Annotated in this window: 13 protein-coding genes; 10 read left to right on the top strand and 3 right to left on the bottom strand. The window is 60.9% G+C overall.

Annotation, left to right across the window (positions count from 1 at the left end):
• The first annotated feature begins 121 nt into the window (after positions 1-121).
• A complete protein-coding gene (locus QKE30_RS03845) occupies positions 122-466 on the top strand; it encodes an iron-sulfur cluster assembly accessory protein (protein ID WP_239201315.1) in 345 nt (114 codons plus the stop codon).
• Positions 467-587: 121 nt separating this feature from the next.
• Here QKE30_RS03845 and asnB read toward each other — a convergent pair whose 3' ends face one another.
• Entirely contained in the window at positions 588-2,525 is a 1,938-nt protein-coding gene (asnB, locus tag QKE30_RS03840) for an asparagine synthase (glutamine-hydrolyzing) (protein WP_239201316.1), read from the bottom strand.
• Positions 2,526-2,732: 207 nt separating this feature from the next.
• On the opposite strand from asnB, the gene QKE30_RS03835 reads away from it, so the two are divergent.
• From QKE30_RS03835 to QKE30_RS03825, 3 genes are all read left to right on the top strand, one after another.
• Positions 2,733-4,493: a pyruvate dehydrogenase gene (locus tag QKE30_RS03835; RefSeq protein ID WP_347934141.1), complete on the top strand. Its 1,761-nt coding sequence runs from the start codon at positions 2,733-2,735 to the stop codon at positions 4,491-4,493.
• Positions 4,494-4,806: 313 nt separating this feature from the next.
• Positions 4,807-5,916, top strand: a complete 1,110-nt coding sequence (locus tag QKE30_RS03830; RefSeq protein WP_347934140.1) for a cytochrome c oxidase subunit II — start codon at positions 4,807-4,809, stop codon at positions 5,914-5,916.
• Between the two features lie 42 nt (positions 5,917-5,958).
• A complete protein-coding gene (locus QKE30_RS03825) occupies positions 5,959-6,390 on the top strand; it encodes a cytochrome c oxidase subunit 4 (RefSeq protein WP_347934139.1) in 432 nt (143 codons plus the stop codon).
• Between the two features lie 99 nt (positions 6,391-6,489).
• Here QKE30_RS03825 and trpD read toward each other — a convergent pair whose 3' ends face one another.
• Complete coding sequence (trpD, locus tag QKE30_RS03820; protein ID WP_347934138.1) at positions 6,490-7,593, bottom strand: anthranilate phosphoribosyltransferase; 1,104 nt, start codon at positions 7,591-7,593, stop codon at positions 6,490-6,492.
• Positions 7,594-7,999: 406 nt separating this feature from the next.
• Between trpD and QKE30_RS03815 the strand changes: the two genes are divergently transcribed.
• The 4 genes from QKE30_RS03815 (at position 8,000) to QKE30_RS03800 (ending at position 12,430) form a co-directional block, all read left to right on the top strand.
• A complete protein-coding gene (locus tag QKE30_RS03815; protein ID WP_034965190.1) occupies positions 8,000-8,611 on the top strand; it encodes a heme-copper oxidase subunit III in 612 nt (203 codons plus the stop codon).
• Between the two features lie 86 nt (positions 8,612-8,697).
• Positions 8,698-9,597, top strand: a complete 900-nt coding sequence (locus tag QKE30_RS03810; RefSeq protein ID WP_347934137.1) for a cytochrome c — start codon at positions 8,698-8,700, stop codon at positions 9,595-9,597.
• Complete coding sequence (locus tag QKE30_RS03805) at positions 9,594-10,799, top strand: ubiquinol-cytochrome c reductase iron-sulfur subunit (protein ID WP_347934136.1); 1,206 nt, start codon at positions 9,594-9,596, stop codon at positions 10,797-10,799. Before QKE30_RS03810 ends, QKE30_RS03805 begins: the two co-directional genes overlap by 4 nt.
• Positions 10,796-12,430: a cytochrome bc complex cytochrome b subunit gene (locus QKE30_RS03800; RefSeq protein WP_239201335.1), complete on the top strand. Its 1,635-nt coding sequence runs from the start codon at positions 10,796-10,798 to the stop codon at positions 12,428-12,430. Before QKE30_RS03805 ends, QKE30_RS03800 begins: the two co-directional genes overlap by 4 nt.
• A gap of 120 nt (positions 12,431-12,550) precedes the next feature.
• Here the strand turns inward: QKE30_RS03800 and QKE30_RS03795 are convergent, their stop codons facing one another.
• Positions 12,551-13,225 (bottom strand): 3'-5' exonuclease, encoded by a 675-nt coding sequence (locus QKE30_RS03795; protein WP_239201336.1) that lies wholly within the window; start codon positions 13,223-13,225, stop codon positions 12,551-12,553.
• A gap of 468 nt (positions 13,226-13,693) precedes the next feature.
• On the opposite strand from QKE30_RS03795, the gene QKE30_RS03790 reads away from it, so the two are divergent.
• Both QKE30_RS03790 and QKE30_RS03785 read left to right on the top strand, forming a co-directional pair.
• Entirely contained in the window at positions 13,694-14,302 is a 609-nt protein-coding gene (locus tag QKE30_RS03790; RefSeq protein ID WP_239201337.1) for an NlpC/P60 family protein, read from the top strand.
• A gap of 224 nt (positions 14,303-14,526) precedes the next feature.
• Positions 14,527-15,729: an NlpC/P60 family protein gene (locus tag QKE30_RS03785; protein ID WP_239201338.1), complete on the top strand. Its 1,203-nt coding sequence runs from the start codon at positions 14,527-14,529 to the stop codon at positions 15,727-15,729.
• Positions 15,730-15,757: the final 28 nt, after the last annotated feature.

The raw sequence follows: 15,757 nt of genomic DNA, 5'->3' as shown, positions 1-15,757 counted from the left end.
CGCGGAGAAATATCGCTGTCGCGGGAATAACCCAAGAGGGTAGTGGCGTTGTGGAACAATGAGGCGTAGCTTGTGAGCAAAGCCAATTCAAAAATTCGGTCATTTATTGAGGAGGACCAACATGACTGCTCCAGAGAAGGTCACCGGTGTGGAGCTGACCGAGGCTGCCCAGCAGAAGGCCAGCGCCCTGCTGGCACAGGAGGGCCGCGACGATCTTTCCCTGCGTATCGCAGTGCAGCCTGGCGGTTGCGCTGGCCTGCGCTACCAGCTGTTTTTCGATGATCGTTCCCTGGACGGCGATCTGGTCGACGAGTACGACGGTGTGAACCTGGTTGTGGATCGCATGTCCTCCCCGTACCTGATGGGTGCGAAGATCGACTTCGCGGACACCATCGAGTCTCAGGGCTTCACCATCGACAACCCGAACGCTACCGGTTCCTGTGCCTGTGGTGATTCCTTCAGCTAAGCGGCTCTAGCTGCTCTAATTAATGACGCCCCCTAGGGATGAATTCCCTCGGGGGCGTTTTCGGGTCTCTAGCGTCTAGAGCGGGGCGGCGGGCTCTAGAGGTTGGCTCTAGGGGCGAGCTCTAGAGGTTGACCGGGTACTGGCGCTGGTCGATCTGTGGATCGATGCGATCCTCGACGAAGATGCCGTGCCAGACCATGAAGGCGATGACGGTCCACAGTCGGCGGGAGTGGTCCGGCCCGGAGCCGGTGTTCATCGCCACGCGGTGCTCGTCCAGCATCTTCAGGACCTCTGCCTTGTTGAAGATGTGGTCGGTCTGCGAGGCCTCGATGTTCTCCTTGGCCCAGCCGTAGAGCTCGTCGCCGGCCAGCCAGTGGCGCATCGGCACCGGGAAGCCCAGCTTCTTGCGGTGCAGAACGTGCGGCGGCACGATGCGCTCCAGCGCCTTGCGCAGCGCGTACTTGGTGGTGCCATGGGAGATTTTGAGCTCGTGGGGCAGGGTTTCCGCCACGTCGAAGACGACCTTATCCAGGAACGGCACGCGCAGCTCCAGGGAGTTTGCCATGTTGATCTTGTCGGCCTTCACCAGAATGTCGCCACGCATCCAGGTGAACAGGTCCAGGTGCTGCATGCGGGCGACCGGGTCCATGTCCTTTGACTTCGCGTAGATCGGCGCCGTGACCTCGCGGTGATCCCACTCGGGGCGGATCTCGCGCAGTACGCGCTCTAGCTGCTGGTAGTTAAAAGAGCGCGCGTTGCCGTAGTAGCGGTCCTCCATCGACATGGTGCCGCGCTGCAGCAGGGACTTGCCGCGCATGCCCTCGGGCAGTGCGTTGCCCACGCTGGACAGCACGCGCTTCAGCGGGGAGGGGATCTTGTCGAAAGGTGCCAGGCTCAGCGGCTCCTTGTAGATGGTGTAGCCGCCGAAGAGCTCGTCGGCGCCCTCGCCGGAGAGCACCACCTTGACGTGCTTGCGGGCCTCCTGCGCCACGAAATACAGCGGCACCAGCGACGGGTCGGCTACTGGATCGTCCAGGTACCAGATGATCTTCGGGATAGCCTCGGCGTACTCCTCGGGGCTGACAACCTTCACGATGTGCTCGGCGCCGATGGCGGCGGCAGATTCCGCGGCAACGTCGACCTCGGAGTAGCCCTCCCGCTCGAAACCGGTGGTAAAAGTCAGTAGATCCGGGTTATGACGCTTGGCCAGCGCGGCGATGGCGGTGGAGTCGATGCCGCCGGACAGGAAGGAGCCGACCGTGACGTCCGCGCGCATGTGCTTGGCCACGGAATCCTCCAGGGCCTCGGCGATACGCTGGAATACGGCCTCCTCGTCGCCAGCTGCGACCTTCTTCACGGGGAAGCGAGGTTCGAACCAGCGGGTTTCCTCGATCTTCCCGCCAGGGGTGACGAATCCGTAGCTGCCAGATTCCAGGCGGCGGATGTTCTTGTGCAGGCTCTCTGGTTCCGGGACGTACTGCAGATCGGTGTAGTGCGCAATAGCGCGGATATCCAGATCCAGGTTCAGGTTAAGGGCCTCTGCCATCGACAGGATGCACTTCTTCTCCGAGGCGAAGACGGTGCCCGCCTCGGTGGTAGCGACATACATCGGCTTGATGCCGAACTGATCGCGAGCCAGGAACAGCTTCTTTTCCTTGGAATCCCACACAGCGAAGGCGAACATGCCGCGCAGGTGGTTCACCACGTCGGCGCCCCAGTGGTGGAAGCCCACCACGATGGTCTCGCCGTCGCCCTCAGTATTAAAGGTATAGCCAGCTTCCTTGAGCTCCTCGCGCAGCTCGACGTAGTTGTAGATCTCACCGTTAAACGTCAGCGCGTAGCGGTTTTCCTCGCCCTCCGGGCCCCACTGCAGGGGCTGGTGCGAGTGCTCCAAGTCGATGATGGATAGTCGGTTGAAGCCGAAGACGACATCTTGGTCGTGCCACGTGCCGCTATCGTCCGGGCCACGGTGGTGCATGCAAGGGAGTGCGCCCTCTACAGCCTCAACGAAATTTTCCGCGGCGCCGTTCGCCGCAATGATTCCAAGCAATCCACACATGCGTTCTGACTTTACGCGGATGGGGTGGAGGTGAGCTAGTTGCCACGGCGGAGAGCAGACCGTTTTAAGACTGAGTTATTAAGTACATGGGGTTATTGAGCACACGGGCTATCTAGCACCTGAGTGATGTGCATTACATAATTTCACTTCTGTGAGACTGTTCAGCGATCCATGCACTGTTCTATAGCTCCGCGTAGCCTAGGAGGCATGGCAAAAAATTTCGCATCACAGCTGGTAAAGACTCTAGAAAAACAGGGCGTTAAGCGAATCTTCGGGCTGGTGGGCGATAGCCTCAACCCGATCGTCGATGAGGTTCGTCAGTCCTCCATCGAATGGATCCACGTGCGCAACGAGGAAGCCGCGGCTTTCGCCGCCGGCGCGGAATCCCTCGTCACTGGCGATTTAGCCGTGTGTGCCGCCTCCTGCGGTCCCGGCAATACCCACCTGATCCAGGGCCTTTATGATTCCCACCGCAATGGTGCGAAGGTGCTGGCCATTGCCTCCCACATCCCGAGCGTGCAGATCGGCAGCCAGTTCTTCCAGGAAACTCACCCCGAGCAGATCTTCCAGGAGTGCTCCGGCTACTGCGAGATGGTGAACTCCGCAGCGCAGGGGCCAAAGGTGCTGCACCACGCCATCCAGTCCACGCTGGCCGGAAAGGGTGTCAGCGTGCTGGTCATCCCTGGCGACGTATCCTCCCAGGAAATCGAGGAGGAAGGCTTCATCGACTCGGTGTACGCCAAGGGGCGCCCCGTGCTGTACCCGGATGCCGAGGAAGCAGCCCGCCTGGCCAAGGCCATCAACGATGCCGAAACCGTCACTTTGTTCTGCGGTGAGGGCGTCAAAAACTCTCGAGAGCAAGTGCTCGAGCTGGCAGAGAAGATTAAGTCCCCGGTCGGCCACGCCTTCGGTGGCAAGATGCACATCCAGTACGACAACCCATTCGACGTCGGCATGTCCGGCCTGCTGGGCTACGGTGCGGCGCGCGACGCGATGTACGACGCTGACCTGCTGATCCTGTTGGGAACCGACTTCCCGTACACCGACTTCCTGCCGACCGGCAACGTGGCGCAGGTCGACATCGACGGCTCCCACATCGGCCGCCGCACCACCATCGACTACCCCGTGGTCGGCGACGTCGGGGCGGTGATCGACACGATCCTGCCGCACATCGAGGAAAAGACCGACCGCAGGTTCCTGGACAAGCAGCTGCGCAACCACGCGCGGGCGCTGAACCACGTGGTGGACGCCTACACCAAGAAGGCGGGCAAGTCGAAGCCTATCCACCCGGAGTACCTGGCGGACACGATCGACCGCCTGGCGGCTGAAGATGCCATCTTCACTATCGATACCGGCATGTGCAACGTCTGGGGTGCCCGCTACATCACGCCGAACGGCAAGCGTGAAGAAATCGGCTCGTTCCGCCACGGCACCATGGCCAACGCGCTGCCGCAGGCGCTGGGTGCGCAGGCCGCGGACCGCGACCGCCAGGTGATCTCCTTCTCCGGCGACGGCGGCCTGGGGATGCTCATGGGCGAGCTGCTGACCGCCAAGCTGCACGACCTCCCGGTCAACATCGTGGTCTTTAATAACTCCTCGCTGGGCATGGTGAAGCTGGAGATGATGGTCGCTGGACTGCCCGAGCACGAAACCGACCACGAGCACGTGAACTTCGCCAAGATCGCCGATGCTATTGGCATCAAGGCGATCCGCATCGAGGACCCGGCGGACGTGGAGAGCGGCATAAAGGAAGCTCTGGCCTACGACGGCCCGGTGCTGGTGGACGTGGTTACCGACCCGAACGCGCTGAGCCTGCCGCCGAACATCACCTGGGAAATGATGATGGGCTTCTCCCGCTCCGCAACGCGCACCGTGTTTGAGGGTGGCGTGGGGCGCATGGTTGACCTGGCCCGTGCCAACCTGCGCAACATCGGTGGTGCCGGAGTGATCGAGATGAATAAGTTCTAGGGCGCTCTAGGGTGCTCTAGAGCGTTCTGGGGCGCTCTAGAGTGCCAGGGGAGAGCGTCCCAAAAAACTCCACAAAGGCGGGAGCCACGCACTGCGCGGGCTCCCGCCTAACCCGTGTGGGGGCAATGTGGGTAGCCGCCAACCCCGAAAAGGGAAAATCCCGTTCCGCGATGGTGGCAATGTCCTGTTAATGGTCTAAGGTTCTTTAAGTGAAGTGGTTGTAGGTCTATCTATCGCGCGCGAACTGCAGGCGCGCGACGGACCTCAAGGCCTACAACGCAAAGTGACGTGTGAATGAGGAAGGCAAACTCGCGTGGAACAGCGAAATAAGCACGGTTTGACTCGCCGTATTGGCCTCGCCGGTGTACTGGGTCTAGCTGGCCTGGTTCTTTCCGGCTGTACTGTCGCCCCGCCGGAGAACGGTTTCTTTAACTTCTTGCGCATGGGCTGGCCGAAGGGCATCACCCCGGAGTCCAAGGAAATGGGCAACCTGTGGGTGTGGGTCTGGGTCGTCGCCTGGATCATCGGCATCATCATGTGGGTGCTGCTGTTTGTGAACTTGGGTAGGTCTAGCGCCAAGAAGGCTGAGAAGCGCGGCGAGGACGAGTTCCCGCGCCAGACCGGCTACAACGTTCCGCTGGAGCTGGTTCTGACCACCCTGCCGGTTCTGATCGTCTGTGGCCTGTTCTTCTTCAACGTTCAGGCGCAGGATCGCGCAACGGCTCTGGACAAGGATCCGAAGGTCGTTGTCGACGTGACCGGCTACCAGTGGAACTGGAAGTTTGGCTACCACGAGGTAGCTGCGGAGCTGAACGGTGGCAAGGAGTACAAGGGCGTTGACAAGGAAGCTCAGGCTCGTGCAGAGGAATCCAAGAAGCCGGAGGAGAAGCTGGACAAGCACGGCCACCAGGTTCCGGGCCCGATCCACGGCAAGTCCAAGGATGACCTCAGCTACCTGAACTACGACAAGATCGAGACCGTGGGCACCACCCAGGAGATCCCGGTCCTGGTTGTTCCGTCCGGCACCCCGATCGAGTTCAATCTGGCTTCCGCCGATGTTGTTCACTCCTTCTGGATCCCGGAGTTCCTGTTCAAGCGCGACGTGTTCCCGCACCCGAGCGAGAACCGTTCTGAGCGCCGCTTCCAGGTTGAGTCCATCGACGAGGAAGGCGCATTCGTTGGCCGCTGTGCTGAGATGTGCGGTACCTACCACGCAATGATGAACTTCGAACTGCGCGTTGTTTCCCCGGAGAAGTTCGAGCAGTACATTAAGTTCCGCCAGGACAACCCGGAGGCACCGAACTCTGAGGCTCTGAAGGCGATCGGCGAGGAAGGCTACGCAACCTCCACCCACCCGTTCGAGTCTGACCGCACCGGTACCCGTTCTCCGGGTGAGAACTACAAGGACCGTAACGCCGCTTAATCAGCGGAGCGCTAAGGTTAATTAAGGAAGAGAGATAAGCAAATGAACTCTGGTGCAAAGCTTTTCTACAGCATCGGTACCTTCTTCGTTGCGGTTACGGTGTTCTACTTCATCGTCACCTCCTCCGTGAACGACTCAGGCAACATCATGGGCGTTGAGTGGGCTGGTGGCACTGGCCTGGTCATGGCCACCCTGCTGGCCTTCATGCTCGGTGGTTACCTCCACCTGACCGCCTCCAAGACCGACATCGGCCCGGACGACTGGGAAGAGGCAGAGATCGAGGACGGCGAAGGCGTGCTGGGCTTCTTCTCCGCGAGCTCCATCTGGCCTTTCTGGATGACCGTCTCCATCGTCGTGATGGGTGCCGGCCTGGCATGGTGGCACCTCTGGCTGGTCGCCTTCGGTGCCGTTATGCTGATCTGGGCCACCACGATGCTGAACCTGCAGTACGGCCTGCCGCCGGAGAAGCACTAAACTTCACACTTCACTAGAACCTCCCCCTCCGCCAGTCTTTAGGACCGGGCTCGGAGGGGGAGTTTTTCTTATCTAGTGACGCCCTCAGGCGTCACTAGATCAGAATTCCTTGCCGATGATCTTTTCCATCTGCTTGAGGGCGGCACCGGATTCCAGAGCCTCGCGGGCGATCTGCACCTGCTCGCGCAGAGTCTCCTGGAAGCCCTTCTCCTCCCAGCCCCGCACGGCCGTCAAGGCACCGGCGGCGTTAATCAAGACAGCATCCTTGATAGCGCCGGAGATCTCACCCTTCATCAGGCGCACGGCCACGTCCGCGTTGTACTCTGCATCGCCGCCGACCAGGCTGCCGTCCTCGTAGAAGTCGAGGCCGACGTTGCGAGGGTTAATGACTTCCTCGCCGGTGCGGCCTGCGGCGTCCACAGTAACGACCTCGGTAGGAGTGCACACAGAGATCTCGTCCATACCGTCCATGCCTCGTACCACGAGAACGCGGCTGCCCTGGCGGGCGAAAGCGCCGCCCATGATGGGCATGAACTCCTTGAAAGCGCAGCCGATAAGGCCGAACCTCGGGTACGCGGGGTTTGTCATGGGACCCAGCAGGTTAAAGATGGTGGGGGCGCCCAGCTGGCTGCGCACGGGGCCGGCGAAGCGCATCGCCGGGTGGTAGGTCTTGGCAAACATGAAGGCGAAGCCCGTGTCGTGCGCATCCTGGCGGATGGCCTCGGGGGAGCGCTCGATGTCCAGGCCCAGCGCCTCCAGCATGTCCGCCCCGCCGCACTTGGAGCTGGCGGCACGGTTGCCGTGCTTAACCACCGGCACGCCCGCGGCGCTGACCACGAAAGAAGCCATAGTGGAAATGTTCACCGTGTGGTGGCCGTCGCCGCCCGTGCCCACGATGTCCACGCAGTTCGGGACGTCCGAGAAGTCCACCGGGGTGGCGAAGCTAGTCATCGTCTCGGCTGCGGCGGCCAGCTCGGCGGCGGTGATGCCGCGCACGCGGATGCCGAAGGCAAAGGCGGCGATCTGCGCGTCGGTAGCGTTGCCCTCCATGATCTCGTTCATCGCCCAACGTACCTGGGCCTCGCTGAGCTCCTGGCCCTTGCCTAGCCGCCCAAGTAGACCCGGCCAGGTGAAGTAGCTGGGTGGTAGCTGGTCTGGGCTAAGGCCGCTGGTTTCTACGGAACGTGGGGTAGTGGGGGACATAGCTGCTTCGACGCACCTTCCTGTCAGGAACCTGTGCCGAACACCGGCACACTGAGTAAATACATACTGTACTGACCAGTCTATTAGGTGTGTGGGGGCGCGGAAGCCTTTGGGTAGGCGCGGCCCGAGGGACCGGTTCTGCGGGAAAGGCTGTCGGGGGAGCGGCGGGGGATGCAGGGCGGCTAGCCCCATAGTGGGGTGGTCGGTGTGTCAGCCCTTGACGAAAGTGGCATTTGACCTGTCGTTATGTGACTCGTCGGATACGGGGGTGGAAAAGTTCCCAATAGCCCCTAACGGGGTTGGCTTTCAGGTTTATCCAAGGTTTCACCTGGGATTTTACAGATTGCTTCCAGAAAACCGCCGAAGTGAATCGACTATCGGGCTTGAAACGGCCATACTGTTATGCGTGACGAGCGCAGTTGAAAACCCAGGTATGGCAGCACCACAACGTGTTGCGACACTGAACCGACCCAACATGGTCAGTGTCGGCACGATTGTGTTCCTGTCTCAGGAATTGATGTTTTTCGCTGGCCTGTTCGCGATGTACTTCGTGTCCAAGGCCAACTCTGGCGGCAATTGGCCGTCCGAGCCCACCGAGCTGAACGTGCCGTTCGCGGCAACGATTACGGTCATCCTGATCAGTTCTTCGTTCACTGCTCAGTGGGGCGTCTTCGCAGCGGAGAGGGGTGACGTCTTCGCGCTACGCAAGTGGTACGCATTGTCCGCGCTGCTGGGAACTATCTTCCTCATCGGCCAGGGCTACGAGTACGTGCACTTGGTGCAGCACGGAACCACCATCCCCGGATCCGTCTACGGATCGGTCTTCTTCATCACGACAGGCTTCCACGGCGCGCACGTGCTCGCCGGTGTTATCGCCTTCCTCGTGGTGCTGCTGAGGACCGCGAAGTCGAAGTTCACCCCGGCACAGGCCACCGCCGCCGTCGTTGTGTCCTACTACTGGCACTTCGTCGACGTTGTGTGGATCGGCCTGTGGATCACCATTTACTTCATTCAGTAGGCCGGCCAGGTCGGTTCTTCTCCCTCAAGAAGAGAGTCGGCCTACAGCCCATCGCAATTCCATTGACTAACAAATAAGGGAACAAGATGGATATCAACTCCACCAACGCAACCACGGAGCAAGTCTCCAGTGGTTCGAAGGGCAGTGCCGCTAAGGCACGCCGCCGCCGGAAGGTCCGCAAGGCCTTCGCCGGCGCGTTGGCTTTGCTGTTCGCGCTCACAGGCGCGGGCTTCCTCGCCAACGCATTGACCCCCGATGCACAGAACGCCGTTGCCGAGCAGAGCACGGAGGATCTGGCACAGCAGGGTAAGGAAATCTACGAGGTTGCTTGTATCACCTGCCACGGTGCAAACCTGCAGGGCGTGAAGGATCGCGGTCCTTCCCTGATCGGCGTCGGCGAAGGCGCCGTGTACTTCCAGGTGCACTCCGGCCGCATGCCGATGCTGCGCAACGAGGCGCAGGCCAAGCGTAAGCCCCCGCGCTACTCCGAGCAGCAGGCACTAGCGCTGGCCGCATACGTTAACGCTAACGGTGGCGGCCCGGGCATCGTCCGCGATGCTAACGGCGAGATCGCCATGGAGTCCCTGCGTGGCGCCAACAACAAGGATGGCAAGATCGACCCGGCCGACGTTGCCCGTGGTTCCGATCTGTTCCGCCTGAACTGTGCATCTTGCCACAACTTCACCGGTAAGGGTGGCGCACTGTCCAGTGGTAAGTACGCTCCGCCGCTGGCGCCTGCCAACGAGCAGGAGCTCTACCAGGCCATGCTGACCGGCCCGCAGAACATGCCTAAGTTCTCCGATCGCCAGCTGACCGCTGACGAGAAGAAGGACATCATTGCCTACATCAAGTCGGCTAAGGAAACCCCGAACCCGGGTGGCTTCGGCCTGGGCGGTATCGGCCCGGTGACTGAGGGCATGGTCATGTGGTTTATCGGCATCGTGGTTCTCGTTGCCTTCGCTATGTGGATTGGATCGCGGTCATGAGTGAGAACAACAAGAAGTACAGCAACGAAGAGCTGTCGAAGATGAATAACGACGAGCTCGCCCGCCTGGGTACCGAGCTCGACGGCGTGACGGTTGCATACCGCAAGGAGCGCTTCCCAATCGCCAACGATCCCGCTGAAAAGCGTGCGAGCCGCAAGGTCACCATTCTGCTGGCCCTGTCGATTCTGTTCGGCATCGCTTTCATCGGTGTCTACCTGTTCTGGCCCTGGGAGCACAAGGGTCTGGAAGAGGACGGCCTGTGGCTCTACTCGGTCTACACCCCGCTGCTGGGCATCACGTCCGGTCTGAGCATCACCCTGCTTGGTGCGGCCATCGTTGCCTACACCAAGAACTTCGTTCCGGAAGAGATTTCGGTTCAGACCCGTCACGACGGCCCGTCTGAGGAAGTCGACCGCCGCACCCTGGTCGCTCTACTGAACGACTCCTGGAAGACCTCCACCCTGGGTCGCCGCCCGGTTATCGCCGGTCTGGCCGGTACCGGTGCGGTTCTGGCTGGCCTGGTTATCGCTTTGCCGCTGGGCGGCATCGTTAAGAACCCCTGGAAGGCCAAGGCCATGGGTATTCAGGGCGACGGTACCCTCTGGACCACCGGCTGGACGCTGGTGGAGCAGGGCGAGAAGGTTTACCTGGGCCGCGACACCGGCGCAATCGCCGAGGAGCACGACGGTCACTACAGCACCAAGGGCGTGTCTCGCCTGATCCGCATGCGCCCGGAGGATCTGGACGCAGCCTCCATGGAGACCGTGTTTCCGCTGACTGAGGACATGGTCAACGATGGTGACAAGTTCGACAAGAACCGTGACGTCTACGAGGAGCACATGCACTCCATCCACGGCTCGCGCAACGCCGTAATGTTGATCCGCCTGCGCCCGGAGGACGCTGACAAGGCGATTCTGCGTGAGGGCCAGGAGGACTTCCACTACGGCGATTACTTCGCTTACTCGAAGATTTGTACTCACATCGGTTGCCCTACGTCCCTGTATGAGCAGCAAACTAACCGCATCCTCTGCCCGTGCCACCAGTCTCAGTTCGATGCACTGCAGCACGGTAAGCCGATCTTTGGACCGGCAGCTCGCGCCCTGCCTGAGCTGTCGATCTCGGTCGACGAAGAGGGATACATGTACGCCGACCGTAACTTCATCGAGCCTGTCGGCCCGGCATTCTGGGAGCGTCGTTCATGACCACTAAACAACAGAGCCGCGCTGCTAAAGCGGCCAACAACATCGACGAGCGGTACACTGCCTCCGGCCTGATCCGCCCGCAAATTAACAAGGTATTCCCGACTCACTGGTCCTTCATGCTCGGTGAGATCGCGCTGTACTCCTTCATCATCCTGATCCTGTCCGGTGTCTACCTGACGCTGTTCTTCGATCCGTCCATGTCGAAGGTGATCTACGACGGCGCCTACGCACCGCTCAACGGTGTGGAGATGTCCGCCGCCTACCACACCGCACTGGACATCTCGTTCGAGGTTCGCGGTGGCCTGTTCATCCGCCAGGTCCACCACTGGGCTGCACTGCTGTTCGCAGTGTCCATCATGGTTCACATGATGCGCATCTTCTTCACCGGTGCATTCCGCAAGCCACGTGAGGCTAACTGGATCATCGGTTGTGTCCTGCTGCTGCTGTCCGTGGCAGAGGGCTTCATGGGTTACTCCCTGCCGGACGACCTGCTCTCCGGTGTTGGTCTGCGCATTATGTCCGCCATCATCGTTGGTCTGCCGATCATCGGTACCTGGCTGCACTGGATCATGTTCGCTGGCGACTTCCCGGGTGAGATCATCATTCCTCGCCTGTACATCGCCCACGTGCTGCTGATCCCGGGCATCCTGCTGGCCCTGATCGCCGCCCACTTGGCACTGGTTTGGTACCAGAAGCACACCCAGTTCCCTGGACCGGGGCGCACTGAGAACAACGTTGTCGGCGTACGTATTCTGCCGGTGTTCGGTCTGAAGGCTGCTTCCTTCGGCCTGATCACCTTCGGTGTCGTCGCTCTGATGGCTGGTCTCTTCCAGATCAACGCAATCTGGAACCTCGGCCCGTACAACCCGTCGCAGGTTTCCGCCGGTTCCCAGCCGGATATCTACATGCTGTGGACTGACGGTGCTGCACGTGTCATGCCTGCATGGGAGCTCTACCTCGGTAACTACACCATTCCGGCTGTGTTCTGGGTAGCTCTGCTGCTGGGCAGCCTGGTTGTGCTGCTGTTCGCTTACCCGTGGATCGAGCAGAAGATGACTGGCGATGACGCCCACCACAACCTGCTGCAGCGTCCGCGCGACGTGCCGGTTCGTACCGCACTGGGTGTCATGGCACTGGTCTTCTACGTGCTGCTGACCATCTCCGGTGGTAACGACCTGGTTGCACTGCACTTCACGATCTCGCTGAACCTGATGACCTGGGTAGGCCGTATCGGCCTGGTGCTGCTGCCGCCGATCGCGTACTTCATCACCTACCACCTGTGCATCTCCCTGCAGCGTAACGACCGCGAGGTTCTGGAGCACGGCATCGAGACTGGCACCATTCGCCAGCTGCCTTCCGGTGGCTTCATCGAGGTTCACCAGCCGCTGGGCCCGGTCGACGAGCACGGCCACCCGATCCCGCTGGAGTACCAGGGTGCATATGTTCCGAAGACCATGAACGAGCTCGGCGCAGCCGGCCAGCCTGGCCGCGGCAGCTTCTTCACCCCGGATTCCCCGGAGATCGCGGAGAAGGCCGAGCGCATCGAGAAGGCCAACCACGCGGAGCAGAAGGAAATGTTCGAGCGACTGAACGAGGAGAACCGTCGTCGCCACGAGGAGCTCGACAAGTAGTCTCCATTCGAGCTAACTCAACTGCTCTCACATAAGGCTCGAGGAAATCCCGTCCACCATTCGGTGGGCGGGATTTTTGCTGTCAAGAGTTAGGAAGCTGCCGGCAGCGCCCGGAGGGCTTTAGTGCGCCGACAGCGCCCGCAGGACGTCGTAGGTGGCTAGGGCGTCGCTCATTGCGCGGTGTAGCGGACGGTGGGGGACTTTAAGGTATGACGCCACGTTTCCCAGCCGATAGCGCCCCACCGACTCTCTGGGGATGAGCGAGCGGGAAGCCTCCGCAGTGCACACCAGGCGCGGGGTGTATGGAGGGATAACGGGGTCCGGGGCTGGGGCGACATCGCCCAGCTGGGCGCGGAGGATCTCGTGTTGGAGGAAAGAGAAGTCGAAGGAGACATTGTGTCCTACTAGGCGCGGAGTCCCCATGCTTGGTGTCGAGGCTGGGGCCGAGGCTGCGGCCGATCCTGACGCATCCCGGAGGAAAGCCAGCAAGCCCGGCAGAATCTCGGCGAAGCTGGGCTTGTCGGCCAGCAGACCGTCGGAGATGCCCGTGAGGTCTGTGATTTCCTGAGGCACGTTGCGATGCGGGTTGAGCAGGGTAGTGAACTGATCCTGGAGGTCGCCGTCGCAGATACGCAAGGCGGCGATCTCAATGATTCGCTCATCCTGCGGCCGTAGCCCCGTGGTTTCAATATCGATGACGATGCAGTTCTCAAGGGTCTGCTGTAGATCTAGGCGCAGCTTGCCGCTGTGCAGACTTGATGATTCATCTGGAGAGTGAGGCTGGGTAGGGGACACGGGGAGTAAGTCTAGCGGGCGGGTAGGACAGCGGTGGCTGAAGTGATGCGCCGTGGGGTCGTAGGGGCGTCAATAACAGGACAGAAACACGCCAGTAACAGTGCATGTGATGAGGATCACATAAAAGACTTCCTTAAGAGACCCTAAACGAGATTTTTCAACAGTCGCTAGTGCCGCGATTTCCAAATTCGCAGGTCAACGAATTATAAAGCTTTGGTAACTTTCACGTTCGCCTTGAGGGTTTAGAAAATCTCAGTTTTATAACAACGGCACGTCGGCGGCTGAAACGCAGGATATTTGACGAAGAGCTGGACACGGCTTGTGTTCATTTCGTAATCTTTTCGAGACCTTAAGGGTGAGCGACAAAGAGTTCACCGCACCGCGGTAGCGCACAGGAGCTACCGGGCGAGGGGAGAAGGAAGAGTTCCGAACCCCAGACAACGGATTGAAAGGTAATTGAGGACTTATATGGGCAAGCACAGCCTGAAGAAGAACAACGCACCCCGCAACGCAGCAATGATCGCCGCTGTCGGTGTGGGCGCCGCTGTACTGAACCCCGCTGCAGCCCAGGCTGCTCCGGTTACCCACACCCCGTCCGGCGTCACCGTTGACGTCCCGGACCACCTGATGCCGACCATCAAGCCCTACTTCAAGCAGGCCAACCTGACCGCCGGTGGCAACAACGCTCCAGCGCCTGCAGCTAAGCCGGCTGCTAAGAAGCCTGCTGCTTCCTCCGTCGGCCAGCGCATCGCTAACATCGCGAAGTCCAAGGTTGGCGCTCCGTACTCCTGGGGCGCATCTGGTCCGAATGCTTTCGACTGCTCCGGCCTGACCTCCTGGGCTCACCGCCAGGTTGGCAAGAACATTCCGCGTACCTCCTCCGCACAGGCTAACACAGGCAAGAAGGTCTCCCTGAACGCTCTGCAGCCGGGCGACGTCATCTCCTACTACGGCGGTGCTTCCCACGTTGCTATCTACATCGGCAACGGCAAGATCGTCCACGCACTGAACTCCTCCAACCCGGTGCGTATCGACAACCTGCACATGATGCCGGTTTACAACGCGGTGCGTTTCTAAAATTTTTTAGTGACGCCCACCCGGCGTTTCGCCAGCTCGACAGATGCGATCGGGGCTGGTGTGACAACTGGTGAGCATGTGATTGAGTGGGGCTGGAACTCGGTTGAGGCCAGTCCCACTTTTGCCCTTTGTTGTGGCAGAATATCTATCGTTATCAAACGTTGATAAACGTTACCTGGCCGTTCGGCGGCCCGGATTCAGTGAGAATTAAAGAAAGTCCAGTCGTGAACGTGTTGTCTTCCTCTTCCCGTGATCGCCGCTTCGGCACCCGCACCGTCGCCAAGACCGCCACCGCGGCTTTGCTAACCCTCGCCGTTGGCGCCTCCCTTCCGCAGGCCGCGGCGGATCCGCAGCAGGATCAGCAGCAGGGCAACCCGCAGCAGCACGAAGAGAAGAAGGACGACAAGAAGGCCGAGCAGAAGCGCGCCGACGAGATCCACCGCCTGCTGGACGCGCCGATCCCTAAGGACGTAGACGGCCTGCTGGCTCACGTGGACAAGATCTCCGGCTTCGCCTCCGAGACCTCCGACGAGGTTGAACAGCTGAAGATCGACATCGACCAGGCGCAAGGGAACTTGGACAAGGCCAACAAGTCCGCCGAAGACGCGCAGAAGAAGGCCGACAAGCTCAATATCGACGTCGAGGCTTCCCGCAAGAACGTCTCCGGCGTGTCCAAGGCCATGTACCGTGGCGCAACCGTGGATCCCGTCTCCGCCTTTGTTGGCTCGCAGGGCCCGCAGGCAGCCGTTGAGCGTTCCTCCTACCTGGCATCCATCGGCGACAAGCGTGCAGAGACCGTTACCGCACTGAGCCAACAGCTCAAGGAAGCCGTCAGCGAGAAGAACAAGGCCAGCCGTTCCAAGGCCACCGCCGACTTCCAGCTGCGCACTCTGAACGACCGAAAGAAGGACCTGGAAGAGCGCAACGATCAGCTGGATGCGCTGAAGGACAAGGTCATGAAGGCCGTGGACGGCTTGAGCCCGGAGGATCGTCGCCGCTGGGTCGACCGCAATGGCCCGATCGACGTGGACGTCGAGCAGTTCCTCGGCGACCTGAAGAAGAAGGCCGGCTCCGACGGTCCGGTGAACGCCACCGGCGTGGTTGCCGCAGCGTTGTCCAAGCTGGGCGCGCCATACTCCTGGGGCGCCACCGGCCCGGATGCCTTTGACTGCTCCGGCCTGATGTTCTGGGCTTACCAGCAGGAGGGCAAGTCCATTCCGCGTACCTCCTCCGCCCAGATCGCCGGCGGCCAGTCGGTCTCCATCAACGACCTGCAGCCGGGCGACATCGTCGGCTACTACCCGGGCGTGACCCACGTCGGCATGTACATTGGCGACGGCAAGATCGTCCACGCCTCCGACTACGGCATCCCCGTCCAGGTCGTTCCGGTGGACTCCATGCCGATCCAGGGCGCGGCGCGCTACTAAGGCACCTGCCTGTAACGGCGCGTGCGGT

The sequence above is a fragment of the Corynebacterium sp. c24Ua_83 genome (genome assembly GCF_039907245.1).
In the GTDB taxonomy this organism is placed as follows: Bacteria; Actinomycetota; Actinomycetes; order Mycobacteriales; family Mycobacteriaceae; genus Corynebacterium.
The sequence above is the reverse complement of the archived record's forward strand: the minus strand, read 5'-3'. Positions and strand labels throughout refer to the sequence as shown.

Excerpts from the sequence above, each read along its gene's own strand:
- QKE30_RS03805 (WP_347934136.1), top strand. The coding sequence starts at position 9,594 with ATGAGTGAGAACAACAAGAAGTACAGCAACGAAGAGCTGTCGAAGATG.
- asnB (WP_239201316.1), bottom strand. The coding sequence starts at position 2,525 with ATGTGTGGATTGCTTGGAATCATTGCGGCGAACGGCGCCGCGGAAAAT.
- QKE30_RS03845 (WP_239201315.1), top strand. The coding sequence starts at position 122 with ATGACTGCTCCAGAGAAGGTCACCGGTGTGGAGCTGACCGAGGCTGCC.
- QKE30_RS03800 (WP_239201335.1), top strand. The coding sequence starts at position 10,796 with ATGACCACTAAACAACAGAGCCGCGCTGCTAAAGCGGCCAACAACATC.
- trpD (WP_347934138.1), bottom strand. The coding sequence starts at position 7,593 with ATGTCCCCCACTACCCCACGTTCCGTAGAAACCAGCGGCCTTAGCCCA.
- QKE30_RS03835 (WP_347934141.1), top strand. The coding sequence starts at position 2,733 with ATGGCAAAAAATTTCGCATCACAGCTGGTAAAGACTCTAGAAAAACAG.
- QKE30_RS03810 (WP_347934137.1), top strand. The coding sequence starts at position 8,698 with ATGGATATCAACTCCACCAACGCAACCACGGAGCAAGTCTCCAGTGGT.
- QKE30_RS03825 (WP_347934139.1), top strand. The coding sequence starts at position 5,959 with ATGAACTCTGGTGCAAAGCTTTTCTACAGCATCGGTACCTTCTTCGTT.
- QKE30_RS03790 (WP_239201337.1), top strand. The coding sequence starts at position 13,694 with ATGGGCAAGCACAGCCTGAAGAAGAACAACGCACCCCGCAACGCAGCA.